This window comes from Gordonia polyisoprenivorans, from assembly GCF_017654315.1.
Lineage (GTDB): Bacteria > Actinomycetota > Actinomycetes > Mycobacteriales > Mycobacteriaceae > Gordonia > Gordonia polyisoprenivorans_A.
This window is the reverse complement of sequence record NZ_CP072203.1, coordinates 5,532,038-5,554,696: the sequence shown is the minus strand read 5'-3', so window position 1 is coordinate 5,554,696 and position 22,659 is coordinate 5,532,038. Positions and strand designations below refer to the sequence as shown.

The 22,659-nt window shown below is 67.4% G+C and carries 23 protein-coding genes; 12 read left to right on the top strand and 11 right to left on the bottom strand.

Annotated features, from left to right (window positions below; translation table 11 throughout):
• Window positions 1-1,503 (top strand): APC family permease, encoded by a 1,503-nt coding sequence (locus J6U32_RS24915; protein WP_208792602.1) that lies wholly within the window; start codon window positions 1-3, stop codon window positions 1,501-1,503.
• A gap of 53 nt (window positions 1,504-1,556) precedes the next feature.
• The gene (locus J6U32_RS24910; RefSeq protein WP_208792601.1) at window positions 1,557-1,937 is read left to right on the top strand and encodes a cupin domain-containing protein; all 381 of its coding nucleotides are present in this window, start codon (window positions 1,557-1,559) and stop codon (window positions 1,935-1,937) included.
• Between the two features lie 109 nt (window positions 1,938-2,046).
• Here the strand turns inward: J6U32_RS24910 and J6U32_RS24905 are convergent, their stop codons facing one another.
• Complete coding sequence (locus J6U32_RS24905; protein ID WP_208792600.1) at window positions 2,047-3,699, bottom strand: amidohydrolase; 1,653 nt, start codon at window positions 3,697-3,699, stop codon at window positions 2,047-2,049.
• Between the two features lie 19 nt (window positions 3,700-3,718).
• A complete protein-coding gene (locus tag J6U32_RS24900) occupies window positions 3,719-5,821 on the bottom strand; it encodes an FAD-dependent oxidoreductase (RefSeq protein ID WP_208792599.1) in 2,103 nt (700 codons plus the stop codon).
• A 212-nt stretch (window positions 5,822-6,033) separates the two neighbouring features.
• Between J6U32_RS24900 and J6U32_RS24895 the strand changes: the two genes are divergently transcribed.
• Window positions 6,034-6,690, top strand: a complete 657-nt coding sequence (locus tag J6U32_RS24895) for a TetR/AcrR family transcriptional regulator (RefSeq protein WP_208792598.1) — start codon at window positions 6,034-6,036, stop codon at window positions 6,688-6,690.
• On the opposite strand, the gene J6U32_RS24890 is transcribed toward J6U32_RS24895, so the two are convergent.
• The 5 genes from J6U32_RS24890 to J6U32_RS24870 are packed head-to-tail and all read right to left on the bottom strand — an operon-like array spanning window position 6,629 to window position 11,695.
• Window positions 6,629-8,068, bottom strand: a complete 1,440-nt coding sequence (locus J6U32_RS24890; RefSeq protein ID WP_208792597.1) for an aspartate ammonia-lyase — start codon at window positions 8,066-8,068, stop codon at window positions 6,629-6,631. The genes J6U32_RS24895 and J6U32_RS24890 overlap by 62 nt on opposite strands.
• A gap of 37 nt (window positions 8,069-8,105) precedes the next feature.
• Entirely contained in the window at window positions 8,106-9,263 is a 1,158-nt protein-coding gene (locus J6U32_RS24885) for a M20 family metallopeptidase (RefSeq protein WP_425324093.1), read from the bottom strand.
• The gene (locus J6U32_RS24880; RefSeq protein ID WP_208792596.1) at window positions 9,260-9,934 is read right to left on the bottom strand and encodes a DUF1028 domain-containing protein; all 675 of its coding nucleotides are present in this window, start codon (window positions 9,932-9,934) and stop codon (window positions 9,260-9,262) included. The genes J6U32_RS24885 and J6U32_RS24880 overlap by 4 nt, the downstream gene beginning before the upstream one ends.
• Window positions 9,931-10,398 (bottom strand): RidA family protein, encoded by a 468-nt coding sequence (locus J6U32_RS24875; protein ID WP_006369744.1) that lies wholly within the window; start codon window positions 10,396-10,398, stop codon window positions 9,931-9,933. Before J6U32_RS24875 ends, J6U32_RS24880 begins: the two co-directional genes overlap by 4 nt.
• Window positions 10,399-10,432: 34 nt before the next feature.
• On the bottom strand, window positions 10,433-11,695 hold the full coding sequence (locus J6U32_RS24870) for a flavin-containing monooxygenase (RefSeq protein WP_208792595.1): 1,263 nt from the start codon (window positions 11,693-11,695) through the stop codon (window positions 10,433-10,435).
• 171 nt (window positions 11,696-11,866) lie between these two features.
• Here J6U32_RS24870 and J6U32_RS24865 point away from each other — a divergent pair, with 171 nt between their 5' ends.
• Complete coding sequence (locus J6U32_RS24865) at window positions 11,867-12,802, top strand: NADP-dependent oxidoreductase (RefSeq protein WP_208792594.1); 936 nt, start codon at window positions 11,867-11,869, stop codon at window positions 12,800-12,802.
• A gap of 18 nt (window positions 12,803-12,820) precedes the next feature.
• Here the strand turns inward: J6U32_RS24865 and paaI are convergent, their stop codons facing one another.
• From paaI to J6U32_RS24845, 4 genes are all read right to left on the bottom strand, one after another.
• Window positions 12,821-13,192: a hydroxyphenylacetyl-CoA thioesterase PaaI gene (gene paaI, locus J6U32_RS24860; protein ID WP_208796325.1), complete on the bottom strand. Its 372-nt coding sequence runs from the start codon at window positions 13,190-13,192 to the stop codon at window positions 12,821-12,823.
• Between the two features lie 44 nt (window positions 13,193-13,236).
• Window positions 13,237-13,551, bottom strand: coding sequence for an EthD family reductase (locus tag J6U32_RS24855; protein WP_208792593.1), 315 nt, complete (start codon window positions 13,549-13,551; stop codon window positions 13,237-13,239).
• 5 nt (window positions 13,552-13,556) lie between these two features.
• Window positions 13,557-15,596 carry a phenylacetic acid degradation bifunctional protein PaaZ gene (paaZ, locus tag J6U32_RS24850; protein ID WP_208792592.1) on the bottom strand — a complete coding sequence of 680 codons (2,040 nt, stop codon included), beginning with the start codon at window positions 15,594-15,596 and terminating at the stop codon, window positions 13,557-13,559.
• A gap of 80 nt (window positions 15,597-15,676) precedes the next feature.
• Entirely contained in the window at window positions 15,677-16,291 is a 615-nt protein-coding gene (locus tag J6U32_RS24845; RefSeq protein ID WP_014361429.1) for a TetR/AcrR family transcriptional regulator, read from the bottom strand.
• 115 nt (window positions 16,292-16,406) lie between these two features.
• Here J6U32_RS24845 and J6U32_RS24840 point away from each other — a divergent pair, with 115 nt between their 5' ends.
• From J6U32_RS24840 to paaE, 8 genes are read left to right on the top strand one after another with little or no spacing between them, the layout of a single operon-like run.
• The gene (locus J6U32_RS24840; RefSeq protein ID WP_208792591.1) at window positions 16,407-17,168 is read left to right on the top strand and encodes an enoyl-CoA hydratase/isomerase family protein; all 762 of its coding nucleotides are present in this window, start codon (window positions 16,407-16,409) and stop codon (window positions 17,166-17,168) included.
• A complete protein-coding gene (locus J6U32_RS24835) occupies window positions 17,165-18,037 on the top strand; it encodes a 3-hydroxyacyl-CoA dehydrogenase family protein (protein ID WP_208792590.1) in 873 nt (290 codons plus the stop codon). Before J6U32_RS24840 ends, J6U32_RS24835 begins: the two co-directional genes overlap by 4 nt.
• 3 nt (window positions 18,038-18,040) lie before the next feature.
• Window positions 18,041-18,820 carry an enoyl-CoA hydratase/isomerase family protein gene (locus J6U32_RS24830; RefSeq protein ID WP_208792589.1) on the top strand — a complete coding sequence of 260 codons (780 nt, stop codon included), beginning with the start codon at window positions 18,041-18,043 and terminating at the stop codon, window positions 18,818-18,820.
• Between the two features lie 13 nt (window positions 18,821-18,833).
• A complete protein-coding gene (gene paaA / locus J6U32_RS24825) occupies window positions 18,834-19,787 on the top strand; it encodes a 1,2-phenylacetyl-CoA epoxidase subunit PaaA (RefSeq protein WP_208792588.1) in 954 nt (317 codons plus the stop codon).
• Window positions 19,784-20,077, top strand: coding sequence for a 1,2-phenylacetyl-CoA epoxidase subunit PaaB (gene paaB, locus J6U32_RS24820; protein WP_006369755.1), 294 nt, complete (start codon window positions 19,784-19,786; stop codon window positions 20,075-20,077). Before paaA ends, paaB begins: the two co-directional genes overlap by 4 nt.
• Window positions 20,078-20,089: 12 nt before the next feature.
• Window positions 20,090-21,007 (top strand): 1,2-phenylacetyl-CoA epoxidase subunit PaaC, encoded by a 918-nt coding sequence (paaC, locus tag J6U32_RS24815; RefSeq protein ID WP_208792587.1) that lies wholly within the window; start codon window positions 20,090-20,092, stop codon window positions 21,005-21,007.
• Between the two features lies 1 nt (window position 21,008).
• Window positions 21,009-21,518, top strand: a complete 510-nt coding sequence (gene paaD / locus J6U32_RS24810; RefSeq protein ID WP_208792586.1) for a 1,2-phenylacetyl-CoA epoxidase subunit PaaD — start codon at window positions 21,009-21,011, stop codon at window positions 21,516-21,518.
• A gap of 2 nt (window positions 21,519-21,520) precedes the next feature.
• Window positions 21,521-22,627, top strand: a complete 1,107-nt coding sequence (gene paaE / locus J6U32_RS24805; RefSeq protein WP_208792585.1) for a 1,2-phenylacetyl-CoA epoxidase subunit PaaE — start codon at window positions 21,521-21,523, stop codon at window positions 22,625-22,627.
• Window positions 22,628-22,659 lie beyond the last annotated feature (32 nt).

Here is a 22,659-nt window from a genome sequence, read left to right as displayed (position 1 = left end):
ATGGGAACTCATCCAGTAGGCCAGGACGGTCCGGATCTGCATCTGAAACGGTCGCTCCGGCGCCTCGACGTCCCGATCATGATCTTGTCGGCGCTGATCAGCCTCGACATGGTCGGTGAGATCTCGTCGTTCGGCGGCGAGACGTTCACCTGGTTGCTCGTCCTGGCACTGCTCTGGATGATCCCGTACGGGCTGGTGACGGCCGAGTTGGGCAGCGCTTTCCCCGACGAGGGCGGCCTCTACGAATGGGTCAAGCGTGCCTTCGGCCGCCTACCCGGATCGATCGCCACCGTCATGTACTGGTCGATCAATCCGCTGTGGATCGGCGGCTCGCTTGCGTTCATCAGTACCCAGGCGTGGAGCGGCTTCATTCATCCGGTGGGTTCGGGAACTCTCGGCGACTTCGCCTTCAAGATCGTTTTCGTGTGCGCCTCGGTGGGGGTGACGCTCCTGTCGATGCGACGAGCACGGGTGATCTTCCGGATCGGCACCTATCTCAAGCTCGGCCTCGCCGCGGTCTTCCTGATCACCACCGTCGTCTACGGCATCGACCACGGTTTTCACGGCATCGGTGCGGTCAGCTGGTCGCCCACGATGGCCGGATTCCTGGGACTCGTTCCGCTGCTGCTGTTCTCGCTCGTCGGGTTCGAGGTACCGAGTCAGGCGGGCGGCGAGATGGCCAACCCGCAGCGCGACGTACCGCGCGGTATCGCGCTCGGCGGGTTCGTCGGACTGGCGGTCTATGCGCTGCCCGTCCTGGCGCTGCTGCTGGTCCTCCCGGCCGAGGCGATCACCGGAATCGGCGGATTCATGGCCGCGGTGGACACTGTCTTCGGTGTCTACGGTCCGGCCGCGTCGATCCTGGTCAAGATCGCGGTCGTCGCCTTCATCATCGGACTCGGCATCACCGGCGCCACGTGGGCGGTGGCGGCCAATCGCGCTCTGGCAGTGGCGGCCTCCGACGGAGGCTTCTTCCCGTACTTCGCGCGCTTCGACGAGAAGCGCAATTCGCCGGTGCGTGTCAACGTCTTCACCGGCGTCATCGCGCTGCTGTTCATGATCGTCGGCGTCCTCTTCTCGCGGGGCGACAGCGCCGCCACCTTCACCGTCGTCCTCACCATCACCATCTCGACGTCCCTGGTCGCCTATCTGTTCGTGTTCCCGGCAGCACTGCGGCTGCGATTCACCCACGCCGACATCAAGCGCCCCTACGCGATCCCCGGGGGTCGCGCGGGCCTGGCGGTGGCTGTCGCCCTGACCACGTTCTGGGCCGCGCTCGGTGTCTGGGTGGCGGTGTTCCCCGGGACCCTGGAGAACCTCATGGGTGTGCACTACGACTTCGTCGAGACCTGGGGAGTGGGTCGGCTGCGGTTCGAGGTGTTCACCCTGGGCACGCTCGCAGTGCTCGCCCTGATCGCGATCGTCGGCTACCTCCGAGGACGCGTGACCCCCTCGACGCCGGTCGGTACCGACACCCCGGCTGTCGCCGCACAGATCTCGTAGCCGGCATTCGCCGGATCACCTGTCACCGATCGATCATCCCTGAAGGAGTACCCATGAGCACCCTGCAATCGACCACCCCGCAGATCATCTCCACCGACGACGCCGCCCGCACCGCGATGACGCCGAGCGCCTACGTCACCCCGGAGACCCTGCGCGCCGGCGACCCCGCCGAGCGCGAGGCCACCCACCTCGTCAGCGCGGACGAGAAATTCGTCGTCGGCTCGTGGTCGGCACAGCCATACACCGAGTTCATCGAGTCCTATCCGGGTGACGAGTACGCGCGGGTCCTCGAGGGATCGGTCACGCTCACCGGTGACGACGGTGTGGCGCATACGATCTCCGCCGGCGAGGCGTTCACCCTGCGACGTGGCTGGCGTGGCGAGTACCGCGTGACCCAGCCGCTGCTCAAGCAGTTCGCGCTGTATCTGGGCTGACGCGGCGTCACGCCGTCGGCCCGCGCCCGGCCACTGCCGAAACCCGGGGAGCAACATTCCTCCCCGGGTTTCATGTTCGTCGGAAGATGTCTCTCGCCGACGACGGCACTCAGATGGCGTGCACCACGGTGCCGCCCACCATCGTCATCGTCGCGGTCAGAGCCCCGATGTCGACGGCCGTGCGGATGTCTTCATCGAGCACGACGAGGTCGGCGTCCTTGCCGACGGTCAGCGAGCCCGCGCGATCCTCGGCGTGCATGGCGCGGGCGGAGCCGACCGTGTAGGCGTCGACGGCCGCGCGCAAGGTGATGGCCTCCCCGGCGACGAGCGGTACCGTCCGGGCGTCGTCTCCGATGGCGTGCGGATCGGCGATCGACCCCGTTCGGTGCACCGCGGTGTGGATGGCCCACAACGGATTAGGATCGGTCACCGGCCAGTCGCTGCCCATTGCGAGCGCCCCGCCCTCGGCCCGGATCGACCCGAACGGGAAGTGGAAGGGTTCGCGATCGGGTCCCAGTAGCGGGAGCTTGCGTTCGACGATCTCGGTATCGCGTCGCGCCCAGAGTGCCTGGATGTTGGCGATGACGCCGAGTTGCGCGAACCGCGGGATGTCGGCCGGGTCGACCACGTCGAGGTGAGCGATCTGATGCCGGGCATCGAAGCCGGAGCGTGCCGACCGCGCGGCGCCCAGCGCATCGAGGCATTCGCGGACCGCCCGATCGCCGACGGCGTGCATGTGGATGTGAAAGTCGTTGCGCACCAATAGTGCACACACCTGCGCGAGCTCGGCGGGATCGATGAAGGACAGTCCTGTCGGAGATGCTCCGGCCGGCAGGTCCGAGTACGGCGCCAACATCGCGGCGGTGCAGTTCTCGCAGATGCCGTCCTGCATCACCTTCACGGTGTCGACGTGAAAGCGGTGTCCCCGGCCCTGTGCTCGACGCTCCCGCAGGGTGTCGAGCTGCCCGACGCCCTCGTCGGCGGCCCACCACAGGGCGCCGCAGACGCGGGCGGTCAGCTCGCCCGCGGCATCGGCGGCGAGGTAGGTGGCGAGGGTATCCGACAGCCCGAACGCCGGGATGTCGACGCCGGCATCTTGCCAGCCGGTGACACCCGCCGCATGCAGGCGCTGCTGTGCGATCAGCAGTGCGCGCCGCAGGAAGGCCTCGTCGTAGTCGGGGATCAACGCATTCGCCGGATCGCCGGCGCGCTCGAAGAGGATTCCGGTCGGTGTGCCGTGCGCGTCCCGCTCGATGCGGCCGCCGCTGGGGTCGGGTGTCGACGTGTCGATGCCGACCCTGCGGAGAGCCTCGCTGTTGACCCACACGCCGTGACCGTCATGGCTCGAGAGCACCACCGGGCGGTCGGCGACGACCTCGTCGAGATCGCCGCAGGTGGGTAGACCACCGACGAAAGCATCTCCGTACCAACCGCTTCCACTGATCACCGGCTCGTCCGGATGGGCACGCGCATATGCGGCGATCGCGTCGAGGTAGCCGCGTCGGGTGTGCGGCAGCTCGGACAGGTCGCACCGGAGGGCGGCGAGCCCGCCGGCCACCGGATGCACGTGGGCGTCGATGAAGCCCGGCAGGAGGCTTGCGCCACCGAGGTCGTGGACTTCGGTGGCAGGCCCGAGCAGTGCCCGATCGACGCCGCGGCCGACGGAGATTATCACTCCGTCGGCTACGGCGAGGGTATCGGCACCGCTCACGTCATCCGGCCGCCAGAGTGCGGCATTGGTGAAGACATGAGAGGCGTACATGGTTACTCCTTCGGGCCGGTCACGAGGCCGTCACCGGTGTCCGGAACACCGGTTCGATGGACAACTGGGTGACCTCGCGCCGGAACGGCACCGGGTCATCGGACTTCTCGACGTCGAGTTCCTCGGCGTACCGATGGCCCGCCCACACCGCGGCGGCGATCGTCGAGGGTGCCCACGCGTCGCCGATGCCGCGTACCGAGCGCACGCCTGCGGCAGACCACTCGTCGGCGCGTGCATGCAGGGCCGTGTACAGCTCGTCGTGGGGGAGTCGGGCGGTGACGAGGACGACGGCGTCGGCGTCGAGTTCTCCGGTGCGCCCGGTGAATCGGCAGGCGGTGCCGACGCCGCCGGCACCGATCGCGGTGAGTGCGGTGTCGGTGCGGACCTCCACGCCGGCCTCGATGATCCGAGCCCGGATGCGGTGGGCCTCCATGGTGTTCACCGTCCATTGCGACACCTGCGGCGCGGGGGTGACCAGGGTGACCGCATACCCCTCCTTGGCGAGCAACTCCGCGATGACGGCGCCGAGGTAGTAGTGGTCGTCGTCGAAGAGCACGATGCGCTTTCCGGCGGGACGAAGCCCGGCGATGATGTCATCGGGGGTGAGGACTTCGGGGGTGGGGTCGATCTCGATGGGGTGGGTGTGCCAGCGGCCCACCCCATCACGACGCCACGACGAGCCGGTGGCGACCACCACGTGGTCGAAGCCGTACTCGAGGATATCCTGCTCGGTCATCGGTGACTCGCGATAGACCTCCACGTTGTCGAGACGATCGAGCTGTTGCAGCCGGTAGTCGACGACCCGAATCCATGCGGACAGGCCGGGGAGCGTGGACTCCTTGGCCACGCGCCCGCCGAGTACGCGGCTCGCCTCGGTGAGGGTCACCGGATAGCCGCGGTTGCCCAGCGAGCGCGCGGCTTCCAAGCCCGCCGGCCCGGCTCCGACCACGAGCACCGACGACGTCGAGGTGGCCGGCGCGATGCGTTCGGGATGCCAGCCGCGACGGAACTCCTCACCCATGGTCGGGTTCTGGGTGCAGCGGATGGGCGACATGGTGAAGTCGCCGGACACGCAGATGTTGCAGCCGATGCATTCGCGGATGTCCGCGAGATCTCCACGTTCGATCTTGTTGGGCATGAACGGATCCGCGATGGAGGGCCGGGCGGCGCCGATGAGATCGAGGATGCCGCTGCGGACGTGGCGGACCATGGTGTCCGGGGAGGTGAAGCGGCCCACGCCGACAACGGGTTTCGTGGTGAGCTGCTTGAGTCCGGTGACGAACGGTTCCTGTTCGGCCTCGGGGCCGAACCGCGAGGTCACCGAATCGTCCTCCCAGCTGCCGAGCACCAGGTCCCACAGGTCGGGGTGCTCGCCGATGAGGCCGAACACGTCCTCCATCTCCGCGCGGGTGATGCCGTCGTCACCGAGGAGTTCATCCACCGAGATGCGGCAGGCGACAGCCGCTTTGCCGTCGGCGATCTCCCGGGTGTCCTCGAGGATCTCGCGGATCAACCGCACCCGATTCTCCAGGCTCCCGCCGTACTCGTCGGTGCGGTTGTTGTAGCGGGGCGAGAGGAAGTGGTGCAGGCCGCCGATGGCGTGCCCGGCGTAGACGTAGACGATGTCGTAGCCCGCTCGCAGTGACCGGTGCACCGAATCGGCATGCCACTTGCGTAGGTCGACGATGTCGGACTTGCTCATCGCGCGTGCCTGAACCGGATCGAAGTTCCACGAGACGACGGGCAGATGTTGTGGCGCCAAGGGGGTTTCGCGGCTGATGAGATTGGGGCTGTTGAGGCCGTTGTGTGCCAGCTCGATGCCGGCGAGTGCGCCGCCCTCGTGGATCTGCTCGGCGATGCGGGCGATCGCCGGCATGTCCTTGTCGTCCCAGAGGCGTAGCTCGATGAACGGGCCGATGTCGGAGGTGGGGTGTATCTCCACCTGCTCGGTGCAGACCACGGCCCAGCCTCCCTCGGCCTTGGTGCGGCGCATCGCGGCCTCGCCGGAGGGATCGCGGTACCCCATGCCGTTGCAGTGCGGCACCTGGAAGAAGCGGTTGCGGGCGGTGACCGGTCCGATGGTGACCGGTTCGAAGAGGACGTCGTAGCGGGGATCGCGCATGGGAACACTCCGGGGGGGGGCTGGACTGTGAGGGAGCACCTCATTCTTTGGTTTCAATCTCAAAGAATGAACCGACGGTATCGCGAGCTCGGCCACCGCGCACAGCTGTCAGCGGGATCTCGTCGTGCGAAGATCCGATCCGTGACATCGGCTGGATCGATGCAGCCGGGGCATGTTGCATCACCCGGCGGTGCAAGGCAGGATCGGCACACATGGCCAGACCTCGAAGACAGGATGCCAGGCGCTCCGAGATCATCACCGCCGCAACGGTTGCCATCGCCGAGCGAGGATTGATCGGGCTGCGGCTCAAGGACATCGCCGAGGCCGCGGCGATGTCGGCGGGCTCGGTCGCCTATTACTACCCAGAACTCGACGACCTCCTGCTCGCCGTCCACGAGCGGGCCGTCGAACGGTTCCACGGGGGTCGGCGAACGGCCATGACCACCCAGGACGATCCGGTGGGACGGTTGCGGATGCTGGTGGACCTCGGTGTCTGCGACCCTGACGATCCGATGTGGCCCGCACTGTACGAGTTGCATCTGCACAGCGCGCGCGAACCGCGTCATGCCGAACTGATGTCGAGACTGTTCGAACTCGAGGTCTCGCTCTACCGCGACGTCATCTCAGCCGGGGTGGAGTCCGGTGTCTTCGACCTCGGCGATGACGCCGAACGGATCGCGGCCACGGCGGTGGCTCTCGAGGATGGCTACGGCATCCACCTCGTCGCCCGTAACCGCGAGGTGGATGCCGACGCCGCGCGTACCGCACTCCGTGGCTACCTCGCTGCGGTACTCGCCTGCGCCGACATCATCGGCGGTCGCGCGCGACCTCGACCGCCGAGTGTGGACGCGACAGGAGTGCAGGACTGAATATGCGTGCCAGGACGTCGTCGTCGACGAGTCGGGAGCGCCGGACCAGATCGGGAATCGAAGCGCCGGTGGCAATCGCCTCGGCCACCAGGGCGGTGGCCACCTCGTAACCGAGCAGCGGATTCAGGACGGTGGCCAGGCTCGCCGATCCCATGACGGCCTCGCGCATACGATCGGGATTGGCGGTGATGCCTGCGATGCAGCGTTCGCCGAGAACGTCCACGGCGGCGGTCAGGTGGGTCAGCGACGACAGCAGTGCACGAGCCATGACGGGCTCGAATGCGTTGAGCTGTAACTGTCCGGCCTCGGCGGCCATGGTGATCGTCAGATCATTGCCGACCACCTCGAAGGCCACCTGGTTGACCGCCTCCGGGATCACCGGATTGACCTTGCCCGGCATGATGCTCGACCCCGCCTGCACCGGCGGGAGATTGATCTCGTTGAAGCCTGCGCGGGGTCCGGAGGACAAGAGCCGCAGATCATTACAGATCTTGGACAGCTTCACCGCGGCCCGTTTGGTGACCCCGGACAGCTGCACGAATGCGCCGACGTCGGAGGTGGCCTCCACGAGATCGCCGGCGGTGCTCAGCGGCAAACCGGTGATGGTGCGCAGATGTTCGCAGGCCCGTGCGGCGTACTCCGGATCGGTGTTGAGACCGGTCCCGATGGCGGTGCCGCCCAAGTTGATCTCGGCGATCAGCAGGGCAGCCTCGGCGATCCGGTCGGCGTCCTCGACGATGGTCACCGCGTACGCGCCGAACTCCTGGCCCAGGGTCATCGGCACCGCGTCCTGCAATTGGGTGCGTCCGAGCTTGAGCATGTCGCCGAATTCTTGCGACTTGGCCACACAGCGCGCCGCCAGTTCGCGCAGCGAGGTCTCCAGGGCGCGAGCGGCGAATCCGAGGGCCACCTTGACCGCCGTCGGGTAGACGTCGTTGGTGCTCTGCCCGAGATTGACGTGCTCGAGCGGGTGCACGACGGTGTAGGTGCCTCGCGGGTGACCGAGGATCTCGAGTGCACGGTTGGCGATGACCTCGTTGGCGTTCATGTTCGTCGACGTTCCCGCGCCGCCCTGGATCTGGTCGACAACGAACTGATTGTGTAGCGCGCCACCGCGAATCTCGGTACAGGCGTCCGTGATCGCCCCGGCGATGACTGGGTCGAGGAGCCCGAGTTCGCGATTGGTCTGCGCTGCTGCTTGTTTGACCGAGGCCAGTGCAATCACCAGATCGCGGTGGACGGCGATCGGAACCCCGCTGATCGGGAAGTTCTCGAGTGCACGGGCGGTGTGCACACCGTAGTAGGCCCCGGCGGGGATCTCCCGGTCGCCGAGCAGGTCGTGTTCGATACGGAAGGCGGCATGAGGCTCGGTGGACACGATGTTCTCCTCCGTTGGGTCGGTGGGGGACGGTGGGTCAGTGGGCGCCCAGCAGACGAGTCCGAACAGTCGACTGCATCGCGGCGTCGACAACGGTTCCCGCCATCGCGAGCGCACCGTGCGCGATCGCGGTCTCGGCGGCCGGGCTCAGGGTGGCCGCGGCGAACTCGGCCTGGTGATTGACCGCCGGCATCGAATCGATACCGATGTAGGGATGGATCGCGGGGAGTAGCTGCGACACATTGCCCATGTCGGTCGATGCCCGTGCCATCATCGAGTCCGGTCCGGTCTCGAAACGCCGACCGAGTGCGGTGGCACGACGTTCGTACAGTCCGAGAAGTTGCTCGTCGGTGCGGAATTCGGCGTACGGACGGGATTCGGGTGTCACAGTGAGCCGAGCCCCGGACGCCAGGGCGCCGGCCTCGAAGCAGCGCAGTACCCGGGGCGTCACCTCGGCGAGTTCGGCGAGCGTCTCGGCCCGCACATACCAGCGGCCCTCGGTGTGCTCGGCGATGGCGTTGGGCGCCTCCCCGCCACGGGTCATCATCCCGTGCACGCGCACCGACGACGGCAGCTGTTGCCGAAGCAGCCCGATCGCAACCTGCGCGACAGTGAACGCATCGGCGGCGTTGACCCCACGCTCGGGGTAGGCGGCGGCGTGCGCAGCCTTGCCGTGATACTCGATATGGTTGTGCGACACAGCAAATGGCCGGGCCCGCGCCACATCGACCGGTCCTGGATGCACCATTGCGGCAGCGTGTTGACCATCGAAACCGTTGCGTTCGAGCATCTCGATCTTGCCCCCGCCGCCCTCTTCGGCCGGTGTGCCGATGACGGTCAGACGCAACCCGAGATCGTCGGTGAGCGGCGCGAGCGCGAGCGCCGCACCGACGGTGATCGCCGAGATCAGATTGTGGCCGCAGGCGTGACCGAGGCCAGGAAGTGCGTCATACTCGGCGCACAGCGCGAAATGGAGGTCGCCGGTCCCGATCGTCGCGGCAAAGGCGGTGTCGAGCCCGCAGTATTTCTCCGTGATCTCGAAGCCGGCGTCGGACAGGCGATCGGCCACCCGCCGCGCCGAACGTACTTCCTCCCAGGCAATCTCGGGATCATCGTACAGCTCCCGGGACAGCGTGGTCAGCAGCGAGTGATCGGCGGCGACCTTATCGGCGAGCGCCGAGTCGAGGGTGCTCACAGATCCCCCGGAACGCCGTACGAGGGGGCGCGCGTCGGGTCGATACCGCGCACCCGGTAGTCGTCCTTCTGTGGTGCCCAGATCTGCCAGAGGGCACTCAGTTCGTCCACTGGGTCGTCGGCGAAATCGACCCGCAGATCGGTGACCGGCCAGTCGACGTCGGCCACGACGAGCAGTCCGGCCGAATGCACCGGGCCGGCCTCACCGCCGGCAGCGAGCGCATCACGTAGACCGTCGAGTAGTCGCTCCTCGAGATGTTCTGCCCTACTGCGGGTGTAGCCGGTCACCAGTTCGGTGAGAACGCTCTCGTCGGCCAGGAGATTGCCGGCGGCGACCACGTTCTCGGCCTCGATGTGACCGTACACACCGAGGCTCTGCGAGCCCGAGTGCACTGCTGTCGTGCCATCGGCCCCGACCGCGGTGACCTGTCGATGGTCCGGAAAGCGCTCCCGCGACAGTGCATTTGCCAGAGCATCCGCCGCGTTGGCGCCAACAGCCATCTCATCGAGCACGGCGGTGCCCAGCGCCGGATTGGTGATGTTCTGCGAGGCGACCACACCGACACCTGGCCGCAGGTGCGCGCAGCGCGCGGCGACCGCCGGGCTCGACGAGCAGATCACGATGCCGAAGGCGCCCGTTGCCGGTTCGTGGGCGATCAGTGAGAGTGTCATCGATCGTCGGACTTCGGTTCGGTGAGAACGGGTTCGCTGACAACGGCGGTCGCATCGATCTCGACGAGCCACTCGGGTCGGGCGAGCGCCTCGACGACCAGTCCGGTGGAGACGGGGAAGACACCCGTGAGCCATCGGCCCATCACGCGGTACACGGTCTCGCGAAACCGGATGTCGGTGAGATACACGGTGACCTTGACGATGTCGCGCAGCGAACTCCCCGACTCGTCGAGCAGCATCGCGATGTTGGCCATGGCCTTGTCGGCCTGTGCCTCGACATCGCCGATGCCGATCGACTCGCGCGTGTCGAGGTCTTGTCCGATCTGACCGCGCAGGTACACCACGCCGCCTGCGACGACGGCCTGGCACAGATCGTTGTCGAGGTTCTGCTCGGGATAGGTGTCGCGGGTGTTGAACGGACGGATCCGGGTGTGGGTGACCCCGCGGGAGGGTGCGGCGCTCATGGAGAGAATCCTTTCGGCTGTCAGGTGTCGGGGCTCAGCGTGCGGCGAGAGCGGGCGCTTCGTAGGCGAGGTAACCGCGCTGGATGGCGATCTGATCGGCGAGATACTTGGCGTCGTGCCAGACACCCCAGATGAAGCTCGATCCGCGTCGCGACAGCCATGGCAGCCCGAGGAAATACACGCCGGGCTCGCTGGAGACACCGCGCTGATGCCGCGGCCGACCGAGTTCGTCGAGAGCCGCGACCTGTAGCCAGTCGTAGTCGTAGGCGAAGCCGGTGGCCCACACGATGGAGGTCACCGAATGCGCCGCCAGGTCGAGTGATCGGACCGGTGTGGTGACGCAGGCCGGATCGGGTCCGATGACCCGGGCCTGCGGTTCCTCGGGCAGATCGAGCCCATTGCGGGCGATGTGGGCGTCGGCCTCGTCGAGCATCGACAGGTAGTTGGCGTCACCGGCCTCGATGTTGGCGCGCAGGTCGTCGGCAAAGGTCATGACTCCGTCGACGACGGCCTCCGCACGTCCGAGCAGGGTGATGCCATCGGCGGCGAGGCTGCGGAAATCGACGGTGTGTCCGCCGTGAGCGCCGCTGACGGCGATCGTGACATGCTCGGCCCCGGCGGGCGGAACGGCCATGTCCCACTTGCCGAGAACGCCGAGCCACCAACAGAAGTCACGGCCGCGATAGCTGCGCGGGGGACGGTCGTGCGGTCCGACCGCAAGATAGACCGTACGCCCCGATTCGCGGAGTTCGTCGGCGATCTGCACACCCGACGAGCCGGCACCGACGACGAGTACCGCGCCGTCGGGTAGCTGCTGTGGCCGGTGATAGGAACTCGAATGGATCTGGTGCAGTGCCGAATCGGCGGGTACCAGCGGCGGGATGACAGGCTTCTGGAAGGCCCCGGTTGCCGAGACGACGAAGCGGGCGTCGATGGTGCCCTCGCTCGTTTCGACACGAAAACCCGAGCGGCCGTTGTGTCGTCGGACCGAGATCACCTCGACACCGGTGCGGATGGGCGCGGAGATCATCGAGGCGTAGGCTGCGAGATAGTCGGCTACGCCGTCCTTTCCGACGAAGGAATCGGGGTCGGCATCGAACTGCATGTTCGGGAAGCGGTCGTGCCACGCCGGCCCGTTGGCGACGAGGGAGTCCCACCGCCACGAGCGCCAGCGCTCGGCGACGCGATCACGCTCGAGCACCAGGTGCTCGATTCCCTGCGCGCCGAGGTGTTCGCTCATGGCGATACCGGCCTGCCCGGCACCGACGATGACCACGTCGATCTGCTCGTTCTCCACTGCCAACCTCCAACGTTCGCCCAATGTCTCGTGCGTCGGATCAAGGATCGCGTGAAGCTGTTGAATCTGTACAGCGGTATTAATCGGTGTATTGTATCGGTTTTCCCGAATTCTGTCAGAGCGGTCGACAACCCACGGAATCAATCGATCGGGGAGCCCGTTGCAGCGACCATGCGAGCAATCACCTATGACCGCTTCGGCGGCTCCGATGTCCTGACGCTGCGCGATCTCCCGACACCCCACGTCGGACCCGACTCCGTCCTCGTGCGCGTGCGCGCCTCGAGTGTCAATCCCGTGGACTGGAAGGTTCGCCAGGGCTACCTCGCCGAGGTCCTCGACACCGTGTTCCCGGTCGTCCCGGGATGGGATGTCGCCGGTGTCGTCGAGCAAGTGGGCTTGGACACACCGGAATTCGAGGTCGGCGACGAGGTGTTCGGCTACGTCCGCAAAGACGTCGTCGGTGGCGAGGTGGCGGGCGGAACGCTCGCCGAATTCGTCGCCGCGCCGGTACGAACCCTCGCCCGCAAGCCGGCCGGGTGGTCGTTCGAGGAGGCCGCGGCCGTTCCGCTCGCCGGGCTCACCGCGTACCAGACGATTCGGCGCGTGGGCGTGCGATCGGGGCACACGGTGCTCGTCCACGCCGCCGCCGGCGGTGTCGGCTCGTTTGCCGTCCAGATCGCGCGGTCGATGGGCGCCCGGGTGATCGGCACGGCGTCGGCCGCCAATCACGACTTCCTCCGACGTCTCGGCGCCGAACCCGTGACCTACGGAGACGGGCTGGCCGAGCGAGTACGCGCGCTCGAACCCGAGGGTGTGGACGCGGTCCTCGACTATGTCGGCGGTGACGCGCTGGATTCGGTACCGGAGGTGTTACGCGTGGGCGGCACCGTCGCCTCCATCACCGATGCGCGGGCGCGCGACGAATTCGGGGGCCAGTACGTCTGGGTGCGGCCCGACGCCACCGACCTCGCAGAACTTGCGCGACTCGGCGAGACGGGTGCTCTGACTCCCGAGATCGCCGAGGTGTTCGACCTGGCCGATGCCGCCGCCGCGCACGAGCGCAGCGAGTCCGGTCATGTGCGCGGGAAGATCGTCGTCCGCGTCTGAGATCGGCCGGCGCGCGGCTCAGGGGCGGGCGATGGTGCGGCTGTCACCGCGGAATTCGGCGACCACCTGCTCGCCGCAGGTGACGGTGACGTCGTAGATCCCGTTGCGACCGAAGCCCGCGACCTCGCGGGCGTCGGCGACGAGCAGGTCACCGGCGTGGGTGGGGCGCAGGAAGCGGATGTCGCAGCGGGCGGCAACAGCGGCGTCGTCACCGCTGTTGCAGGCGACCGCGAACGCGGTGTCGGCGAGGAGAAACACATAGCCGCCGTGGGTGATGCCGTGGCCGTTGACCATCTGTGCTCCGATGCGCATCGACATCCGCGCCCGCCCGGCACCGAGCTCGAGGAGCTCGATGCCGAGCGCGCGAGACGCGTTGTCCTCGGCGAACATCCGCCGCGCGATCGCGTGGTCGGTGACCTCGTCGGGAACCGACGTCACGGACGCACCGAGGTCTCGGCGTGGGTGAACATGGTGACCCCACCGGTGGCGAAGTTGGGCACATCACCTGCGGCGGCGGCCATCTCGGGAGACCCCAGGCCGGCCTTCAACGAGTCGTCGTCGGCGAAGTACAGGCCCGCGACCGAGTAGTATGGCGGCTCGGAGCCGTCGAGCGTCGACACCTTGGCGTAGGTGTAGTCGGTCAGGCCCGGGATCGCATTCGCGAGCGGGATGTGTACCCGCTCGTAGTAGTCGTCGAACGCGGCGGGGTCGGTGGGTTGTCCGTAGCAGACGGCAACGCGAACGGTCATGTCGATTACTCCTTTTCGGCTTTGGCGACGAGCGTGAGCACGTCGTAGGTCGCCACCGGGTCGTCGTTCTGGTTGGTCACGACGGCATCCCAGCGCACCTCACCGTAATCGGCGCTCTGGCGTGGCGTGATCTGTTTGGCCGTCAACGTGACGGTGAGGCTGTCCTCGGCTTTGACCGGCGTGAGGAATCGCAATCCGTCGACGCCGAAGTTGGCCAGCACCGGGCCCGGTGCCGGATCGACGAACAGGCCCGCGGCCAGCGACACCACCAGGTATCCATGGGCGACGATGCCGCCGAAGAGGGGGTTGGCCGCGGCAGCTTCCGGGTCGGTGTGCGCGTAGAAGGTGTCGCCGGTGAATTCGGCGAAATGGTCGATGTCGGCACGCGTCACCTGACGCGGCCCACCCACGATGGTGTCGCCGATCTGCAACTGCGACAGATTCTTCCGGAACGGATGCACATCGGTCTGCACGCGGTCGGCGCCGCCGACCCAACGCCGTCCGACCGCGGTGAGGATGTTCGGTGTGCCCTGCACCGCGGTGCGCTGCATGTGGTGGAGCACGCCGCGGATGCCGCCGAGTTCCTCCCCGCCGCCCGCGCGGCCGGGGCCGCCGTGCACCAGGACCGGCAGCGGTGAGCCGTGGCCGGTGGATTCGGCGGCATCCTCGGCGTTGAGCACCAGAATGCGACCGTGGTAGGCGGCGATGCCGCGCACGACGGTCGCCGCGACGTCGGTGTCGGCGGTCACCAGCGAGGCCACCAGCGATCCACGGCCGCGGGCGGCGAGGGCGATGGCGTCGTCGGTGTCGCGGTAGCCGATGACCGTCGACACCGGACCGAAGGCCTCGATGTCGTGGATCTCCGGCGCCCAGCTGTCGGTGGCGCGTAACAGGATCGGCGAGAGAAATGCTCCTGATGAGCGCTCGGCGTCAACGAGCTCGACGTGGTCGGGGTCGCCGAAGACGATGTCGGCCGATTTGGTCAGTCCCCGAAGTGATTTCAGGACCTCATCGCGCTGCTCGGTGCTCGCGAGCGCGCCCATCCGCACGTCGGGGGCGGCGGGATTGCCGACGCGGATCGTGGACAGTCTCGCCGACGCGGCCTCAACGACGGCATCGACGAGGGGCTCGGGGACCAGGGCACGGCGGATTGCGGTGCACTTCTGCCCGGCTTTGACGGTCATCTCGGTGACGAGTTGCCGCACGTACAGGTCGAATTCGGGGTCGTCGACGCCCACGTCGGCACCGAGGATCGATGCGTTGAGTGAGTCCGCCTCGGCGGTGAAGTGCAGCCCGGACGCCACCACCGTCGGGTGGGCGCGCAGCACGGCGGCGGTGTCGGCCGAGCCGGTGAAGGCCACCGAATCCTGTCCGTCGAGATGGTCGAGCAGATCGCCCGCGCTGCCGCACAGTAGTTGCACCGAGCCCTCGGGCAGGATGCCGCTCTCGACGATGCGGCGGACCACGAGTTCGGTGAGATAGGCAGTGGCACTGGCGGGTTTGACGATCGTGGGCACGCCGGCGATGAACGCCGGGGCCAGCTTCTCCAGGAAACCCCACACCGGGAAGTTGAACGCGTTGATCTGCACCGCAACCCCGCGTCGGGAGGTGTAGAGGTGTTGGCCGAGGAAGGTGCCCTTCTTGCCGAGCTGCTCGACCGGTCCGTCGAGATAGACGGTATCGTCGGGCAATTCGCGTCGGGCCTTGCTCGCATAACTCAGGACGGTCCCGAATCCGCCGTCGATGTCGACGGCGGAGTCGCGGTCGGTGGCGCCGGTCGTACGGGAGAGTTCGTAGAACTCGTCCTTGCCCGCCATCAGGGTGAGGCCGAGTTGTTTGAGCAACCCGGCCCGCTCGTGGAAGGTCAGCGAGGCCAGCGCCTCTCCACCGACGGTGCGTGCGTATTCGACCATCGCGGCGCGATCGACACCGGTCGCCGAGATCCGCGCCACCTCCGATCCGTCGACCGCGCTGAGCAACGGCGTGCCCTCGTCGGGCGCGGCGTACCAGCGTCCTTGTGTCCAGCTTTCCAACAATCGGCTCACAGCCCAGCTCCCTCTACCGTCCATTCGGTTGGTAATTACCATCGCCGGGACGTTGGTCCCGTGTCAAGGGGTGGCGATGGTCAGCGACGGCGGCGCAGTCCGTCGAAGGTCATCGCGACCACGGCGTCGGCGAGTTCGTCGACGCTGACCCCGACACGTGGTCGGTACCACTCGATGAGCGAGTTGACCGTGCCGAACAGCAGCCGTGCCACCAGTGCCGGGTCGACCTCCGGGGAGACGTCGCCCTCCTCGGCGGCGCCGATGACGAGGTTGCCGACGAACTCGTCGAACTCACGTCGACGGGCCAGTGCCCGGCGTTCAACGACCGAGTTGCCGCGTACTCGCAGCAGCAGTGTGACGTAGGGGAGTTCGGCGGCAAGGATCTCCACACTGCGTCTGACCAGGTACTCCAGCCGATCGATGTGTCGGCCCTCGGTGGTGCCGGCCTCCGTGGTCGCGGCGAAGAGGGCCCCGAGTGCGCGCCCGAGAGCCAGCTCGAGGAGTTCCTGCTTGCCCGAGACGTGGTGATAGATCGACGACTTGCTGATCCCGAGGCGGTCGGCGAGCACATCCATGCTCGTGCCGTCGTAGCCCTTCTCGTTGAAGACCTTCACCGCGACCGCGAGCAGCGAGTCGAGGTCGTAGCCGGGGCGCCCCGGGCGGCCCGTGCGCTTGGCCGGTTTCGCAGTGGTCATGGATCTCATGATGGCAAAAAGCCCGCGGGACGGTGACCGGGGACGACACGGGGGTTGCAACCGACCAAAAGGTCGGTTATTAATGGAGGGGTCCACAGTGTGAGGAGGGCCAATCATGGCCGGTGCGGTGACCGCCGACACGCCACCCGTCGATCTCGACCACGTGGCGATCTCCGACGACGGCGATCGCTACCGCGTCACGCTGAACCGTCCGGAGCGCCGCAACGCCATCACCGGCGAGATGATCGCCGAACTGCACCGGGTGTGTGCGATCGTCGAGCGGGCGCCCAAGCCGGTGCTGTTGTGCGGGGCCGGACACAACTTCGCGGGCGGCGCCGACATCGCCCAGCTCGCCCGACGTACCCGCGACGATGCGCTGGCCGGGATCAATCGCACCCTGTTCGACCGGATCGCGGCGCTCGCGCTTCCCACTGTCGCCGTCGTCGAGGGTTATGCGCTCGGTGGCGGTGCCGAACTCGCCTATGCCTGCGATATCCGCATCGCCGCACCGGATGCGGTGTTCGGCAACCCCGAGCCCGCGCTGGGCATCCTCGCCGCGGCAGGCGCGAGCTATCGCCTCCCGCAGCTCGTCGGTACCTCGGTCGCCAAGCAGATCCTGCTTGCCGGCGCGCGACTCGACGCCGAGCAGGCATTGCGGCACGGCCTGGTCATGGAGGTCGCCGACGACCCGTTCGCCGTGGCCGAGACCGTCATCGATCGCATCGTCGCGCAGTCGGCGCTGGCGCTGCGCCTGTCGAAGACCGTCATCGACGCCCCCGGACATCACCCATGGGCCGACGACATCGCACAGGCCGTGCTCTTCGACGGACCCGACAAGACCGAACGCATGTCCGCATTCCTGGAGAAGAAGTCATGAACAGCAGCACTTCTGGCGGCGATCTCCCGGCAACCGTCGGCGTGGTCGGTGGCGGACGGATGGGCGCGGGCATCGCGCAGGTCTTCGCCGAGCGCGGTGTCACGGTGACCATCGCGGACTCGCTCGACCAGGAGGGAGCCCGCAGTCGTGTCGCGACCGGTCTGCAACGCGCCGCGGATCGCGACCTGCTGGGTGGTCGGACACCCGACGAGGTTCTGGCACGGGTGCACACCGTCGGTGAACCCCGTGCGCTGCCGACAGATCTCGGCCTTGTCGTGGAGGCGGTTCCCGAGAACGTCGCGCTCAAACTCGATGTTCTCGCGCAGGTCGCCGAGACGGTGGCCGCCACCACTGTCATCGCCTCCAATACGAGTTCCCTGTCGATCTCCGAACTCGGTGCGGCACTGCCCGACCCGTCACGATTCGTCGGCATGCACTTCTTCAATCCGGTGCCGGTCTCCGAACTCGTCGAGATCGTGCGCGCCGGCACCACGGCCCAGAGCACCGTCGATGCGGTCCGCGGATGGGTCGACGCCCTCGGTAAGACGGCGATCGTCGTCAACGACTCCCCGGGATTCGCCACCAGCCGGCTCGGGGTCCACCTGGGCCTCGAGGCCATCCGGATGGTCGAAGAGGGCGTCGCCGACGCCGAATCCATCGACCGCGCCATGGAATTGGGCTATCGGCACCCGATGGGTCCGCTCCGGTCGACCGATCTCGTCGGACTCGACGTGCGGTTGGCCGTCGCCGACCACCTCGCCGCGACCCTCGGGGCGAGGTTCGAACCACCACAACTGCTGCGCGACAAGGTTACCCGCGGTGAACTCGGTCGCAAGTCCGGCCGTGGCTTCTACGATTGGGAAGGCTGACAGATGACAGTGACACTGGAGATCACCGACGGACTCGCCACCATCACCCTGGCGCGCCCGCGTGCCCACAACGCGCTCGACGTCGAGACCAAGACGGCACTGCGCCAGGCGATCGAGAAGGTCGCGGGTGATCGCACGGTACGTGCGGTCCTGCTGGCGGCCGAGGGCAAGAACTTCTGCGTCGGACAGGATCTCGGCGATCACGTCGCCGAACTGAGGAAGTCGCCCGAGCATGCGATGGACACCGTCGCCGACCACTACAATCCGGTCATCCGGGCGCTCGCGGGCATCGAGGTGCCGGTGATCGCGGCCGTCCGCGGTGCCTGCGTCGGTGCGGGACTCGGGATCGCGCTGACCGCCGACATCCGGATCGCCTCGCAGAATGCCACTTTCGCCACCGCATTCGCGGGCATCGGCCTGGCGAGCGACTCCGGTCTGTCGCATCATCTGGTCTCCATGCTCGGTAGTAGCCGCGCCACCGGACTGCTGATGCTCGGCGATCGCATCGACGCCGCGCAGGCCCTCGACTGGGGCCTGGTGCATCGTGTCGCCGAGGATGCCGACTTCGATTCCACTGCAGTGGATCTGGCCCGGCGCCTCGCCGACGGACCCACCGAGGCGTTCCGCCGGATCAAGGACCTCGTCGGGTCCGGCGCCGACGGCCTGAGCGACGCGCTGGACCGTGAGTACGACGCACAACGTCACCTCGGGGCGACCGCCGACCATGCCGCGGCCGTCGAGGCATTCCTCGACAAGCGCACGCCCGAGTTCAGCGGTCGCTGAGAGAGCAGGAAAGATGACCGACACCGAGCTACAGCAGCACGTCGAACTTCAGCAGTCGTTCGACGCGACCATCGCCGACGAGGCGCGTATCGAACCCCGTGACTGGATGCCGGAGGGCTATCGCAAGACGCTGATCCGGCAGATCGCCCAGCACGCGCATTCGGAGATCATCGGTATGCAGCCCGAGGGGAACTGGCTGACCAGGGCTCCGTCGTTGCGGCGCAAGGCGATACTGATGGCCAAGGTGCAGGACGAGGCGGGCCACGGCCTCTACCTGTACTCGGCCGCCGAGACGTTGGGCGCCGATCGAGCCGACCTCACCGACAAACTCATCTCCGGGCGGCAGAAGTACTCCTCGATCTTCAACTACCCGACGCTGACCTATGCCGACGTCGGGACGATCGGGTGGCTCGTCGACGGCGCGGCCATCTGTAACCAGGTGCCGTTGTGCCGCAGCTCCTTCGGGCCGTACGCCCGGGCGATGATCCGCGTGTGCAAGGAGGAGTCCTTCCACCAGCGCCAGGGTTATGAGCTGCTCACCACGATGATGGGTGGCACCGACGAGCAGCGGGCGATGGTGCAGGAATCCGTCGACCGGTTCTGGTGGCCGGCGCTGATGATGTTCGGCCCGCCCGATGATCGTTCGCCCAACAGCGAACAGTCGATGGCGTGGGGGATCAAGCGGCACAGCAACGACGAGCTGCGCCAAAAGTTCGTCGACATGAGCGTCCCGCAGGCCGAAGCCCTCGGCGTGAGCTTCCCCGACCCGGATCTGGCGTGGAATGCCGAACGCGGACACTACGACTTCGGCGAACCCGACTGGAGTGAATTCACCGAGGTCGTCAAGGGCAACGGTGCGATGAACGTCGAACGGATCGCAGTTCGCCGCGCCGCGCACGAGGACGGCGCCTGGGTGCGGGATGCGGCAACGGCTTTCGCCGCACGGGAACAGGAGAACCACCGATGAGTGACATCAAAGCGGAATGGCCGCTGTACGAGGTGTTCGTGCGCGGCAAGCGTGGGCTGAACCACGTGCACGTCGGGTCGCTGCACGCCGCCGACGACCAGATGGCCCTGCGGCATGCGCGCGACGTGTACACCCGCCGCAACGAGGGCGTCAGTATCTGGGTGGTGCGCTCGGCCGACATCGTCGCCACCAGTCCGTCGGAGAAGGACCCTTTCTTCGCCCCGAGCGGCGACAAGGTGTACCGGCATCCCACGTTCTACGACATTCCCGACAACGTCCCCCACATGTGAGAGGACGACGACATGACCGATCATGACAACGCCTACGAGGGCCTCGTCGACGAGGATTCGCACGGCCAGTGGGCCTTCGGCACCAGCTTCGACGATCCGCTCGCCGGCGTCGACACCACCGTCCCCGACGACGTCGACCACGCCGCGCTGGCCGCCTACTGCCTGATGCTAGGCGACGATGCGCTGATCAGTGCCCAGAGACTCGCCCAATGGTGTACCCACGCACCCGAACTCGAGGAAGAGGTGGCGCTGGCGAACATCGGACTCGACCTGCTGGGCGCGGCGCGGCTCCTGCTCGCCCGCGCCGCGGCCGCCGATCCGACCGTGGTACCCCGCATCTCCGAGACCACTCCGGTGCCCGCCGAAGACGCGCTGGCCTTCTTCCGGGACGAGTCGTCGTTCCGCAACGTGCATCTCGTCGAGATCGACAACGGCGACTTCGCGGTCTCGCTCGTCCGGCTGCTGGTGTTCTCGACCTGGCGACTGGCCGTGTTCGACAGACTGCGCACCTCACGGGACCCGGTACTGGCCGCGGTCGCCGACAAGGGCGTCAAAGAGCTGACCTATCACCGTGATTACGCGGCTCGCTGGGTGGTCACCCTCGGGTGCGGCACGGCGGAGTCACGTCGTCGTCTGCTCGACGCGCTGTCGCGGGTGTGGCCCTACGTCGACGAGCTGTTCGTCCCGACATCCGAGGAAATCGCACTCGCCGCCGTCGGGGTGGCGGTCGATCCCGCCTGCGTGCGAAGCGAATTCGACGACATCGTGGGCCAGGTCTGTCACGCCGCCGAGGTCGAGATTCCCGACGGACCGCACATCGGACGGGTCGGGGGCCGTGCCGGACGTGACGGTCTGCACACCGAGCACATGGGATTGCTGCTCGCCGAGATGCAGAGCGTGGCCCGTCGCCATCCCGAAGGGGTGTGGTGAGATGCAGACACTCGCAACCCGATCCGCGCGTGAGATCGTGGAATCGATTCTCGACCCGGAGATGCCGATGGTCACCCTCGCCGACCTCGGGATCATCCGCGAGGTCCGGCTCGACGATCCCGGCGCGGTAACCGTCACGATCACCCCGACCTACTCGGGCTGCCCGGCGATGGCCACGATCCGCGACGACATCACCGCCGCGTTGCAGCGTCACGGATTCGCCGACGTCACGATCCGAACCAGCCTCACCCCGGCGTGGAGCACCGACTGGATCACCGACGAAGGGCGCGCCAAGCTCGTCGAGGCCGGATACTCGCCGCCGGGCGCTGCCCCGCGGCGGCGGTCGGGGCCGATCCCGCTGACGTTGACCGCGCGCCCGCGCGAGGTGGCGTGCCCGCAATGTGGTTCGACTCGCACACAACTGATCTCGGAGTTCGGTGCCACCCTGTGCAAGGCGCACTACCAGTGTCTGGCCTGTGCCGAGCCGTTCGATCACGTCAAGGAGATCTGACCGTGACCTCAACCGTCGAGACCACCGCCGTTCCGGTCACCGGTCCGTCGCGCAACCGCGACTTCCACAGCCTGACCGTCGCCGACGTCGAATCCCTGTGTGACGACGCCGTCGCCGTCCGGTTCGACGTTCCGCCGGATCTACGGGACACCTTCACCTTTCGGCCCGGACAGTCCCTCACATTGCGGCGCACGGTCGACGGGACCGAACACCGGCGCACCTACTCGATCTGCGCGCCCGCGGGCACGGCCCCGCGCGTGGGTGTTCGTGAGGTCAACGGGGGACTGTTCTCGAGCTGGCTCGTCCATCAGGTGCGGCCCGGCGACCGCATCGAGGTGCAGCCGCCATCGGGATCGTTTCAGGCGAACCCGGATTCGGGTGGGCGGCACCTGTTGATCGCGGCCGGCTCGGGCATCACCCCGATGCTGTCGATCGCTGCGTCGATGCTGGCGACTCCCGACGCCGAGGTGACGCTGATCTACGCCAACCGCAAGACCCGGTCGGTGATGTTCGCCGAGGACATCGCCGATCTCAAGGACGCCCACGGCCCGAGGTTCGATGTGATCCACGTGCTCTCCCGTGAGCCGCGCGAGGCCGAATTGTTCAGCGGGCGACTCGATCGTGATCGTCTCGAGGAGATCCTCACCACCGTCGTACCGACCGGCGACATGGACCACTTCTGGTTGTGTGGCCCGCTCGGCATGGTCGAGGCGGCCGAGGAGGTGCTCCTGGCCCGTGACATCGCCAGGGACCGTATCCACCACGAACTCTTCTACGTCGAGGCCACCCCGCCACCACCGGATCGGCATCGGGAGCCGGGGATCTCGGGACCCACGAGCGAGGTGACCATCGTCCTCGACGGACGTTCGGTTGCCGGTTCGCTCTCGCGGGACGAGAGCATCCTCGACGCGGGGGAGAACCTGCGCTCGGACCTGCCGTTCGCCTGCAAGGGCGGGGTGTGCGGAACCTGCCGCGCCAAGATCACCTGTGGGGAGGTCGACATGCGACGCAACTATGCACTCGAGGAGTCCGAGGTGGCCGCCGGATTCGTCCTCACCTGCCAGTCCTATCCCGTAACCGAGTCCGTGACCGTCGATTTCGACGCCTGACACCGTCCCCCCTCTCACGCCTGGAGTCCACC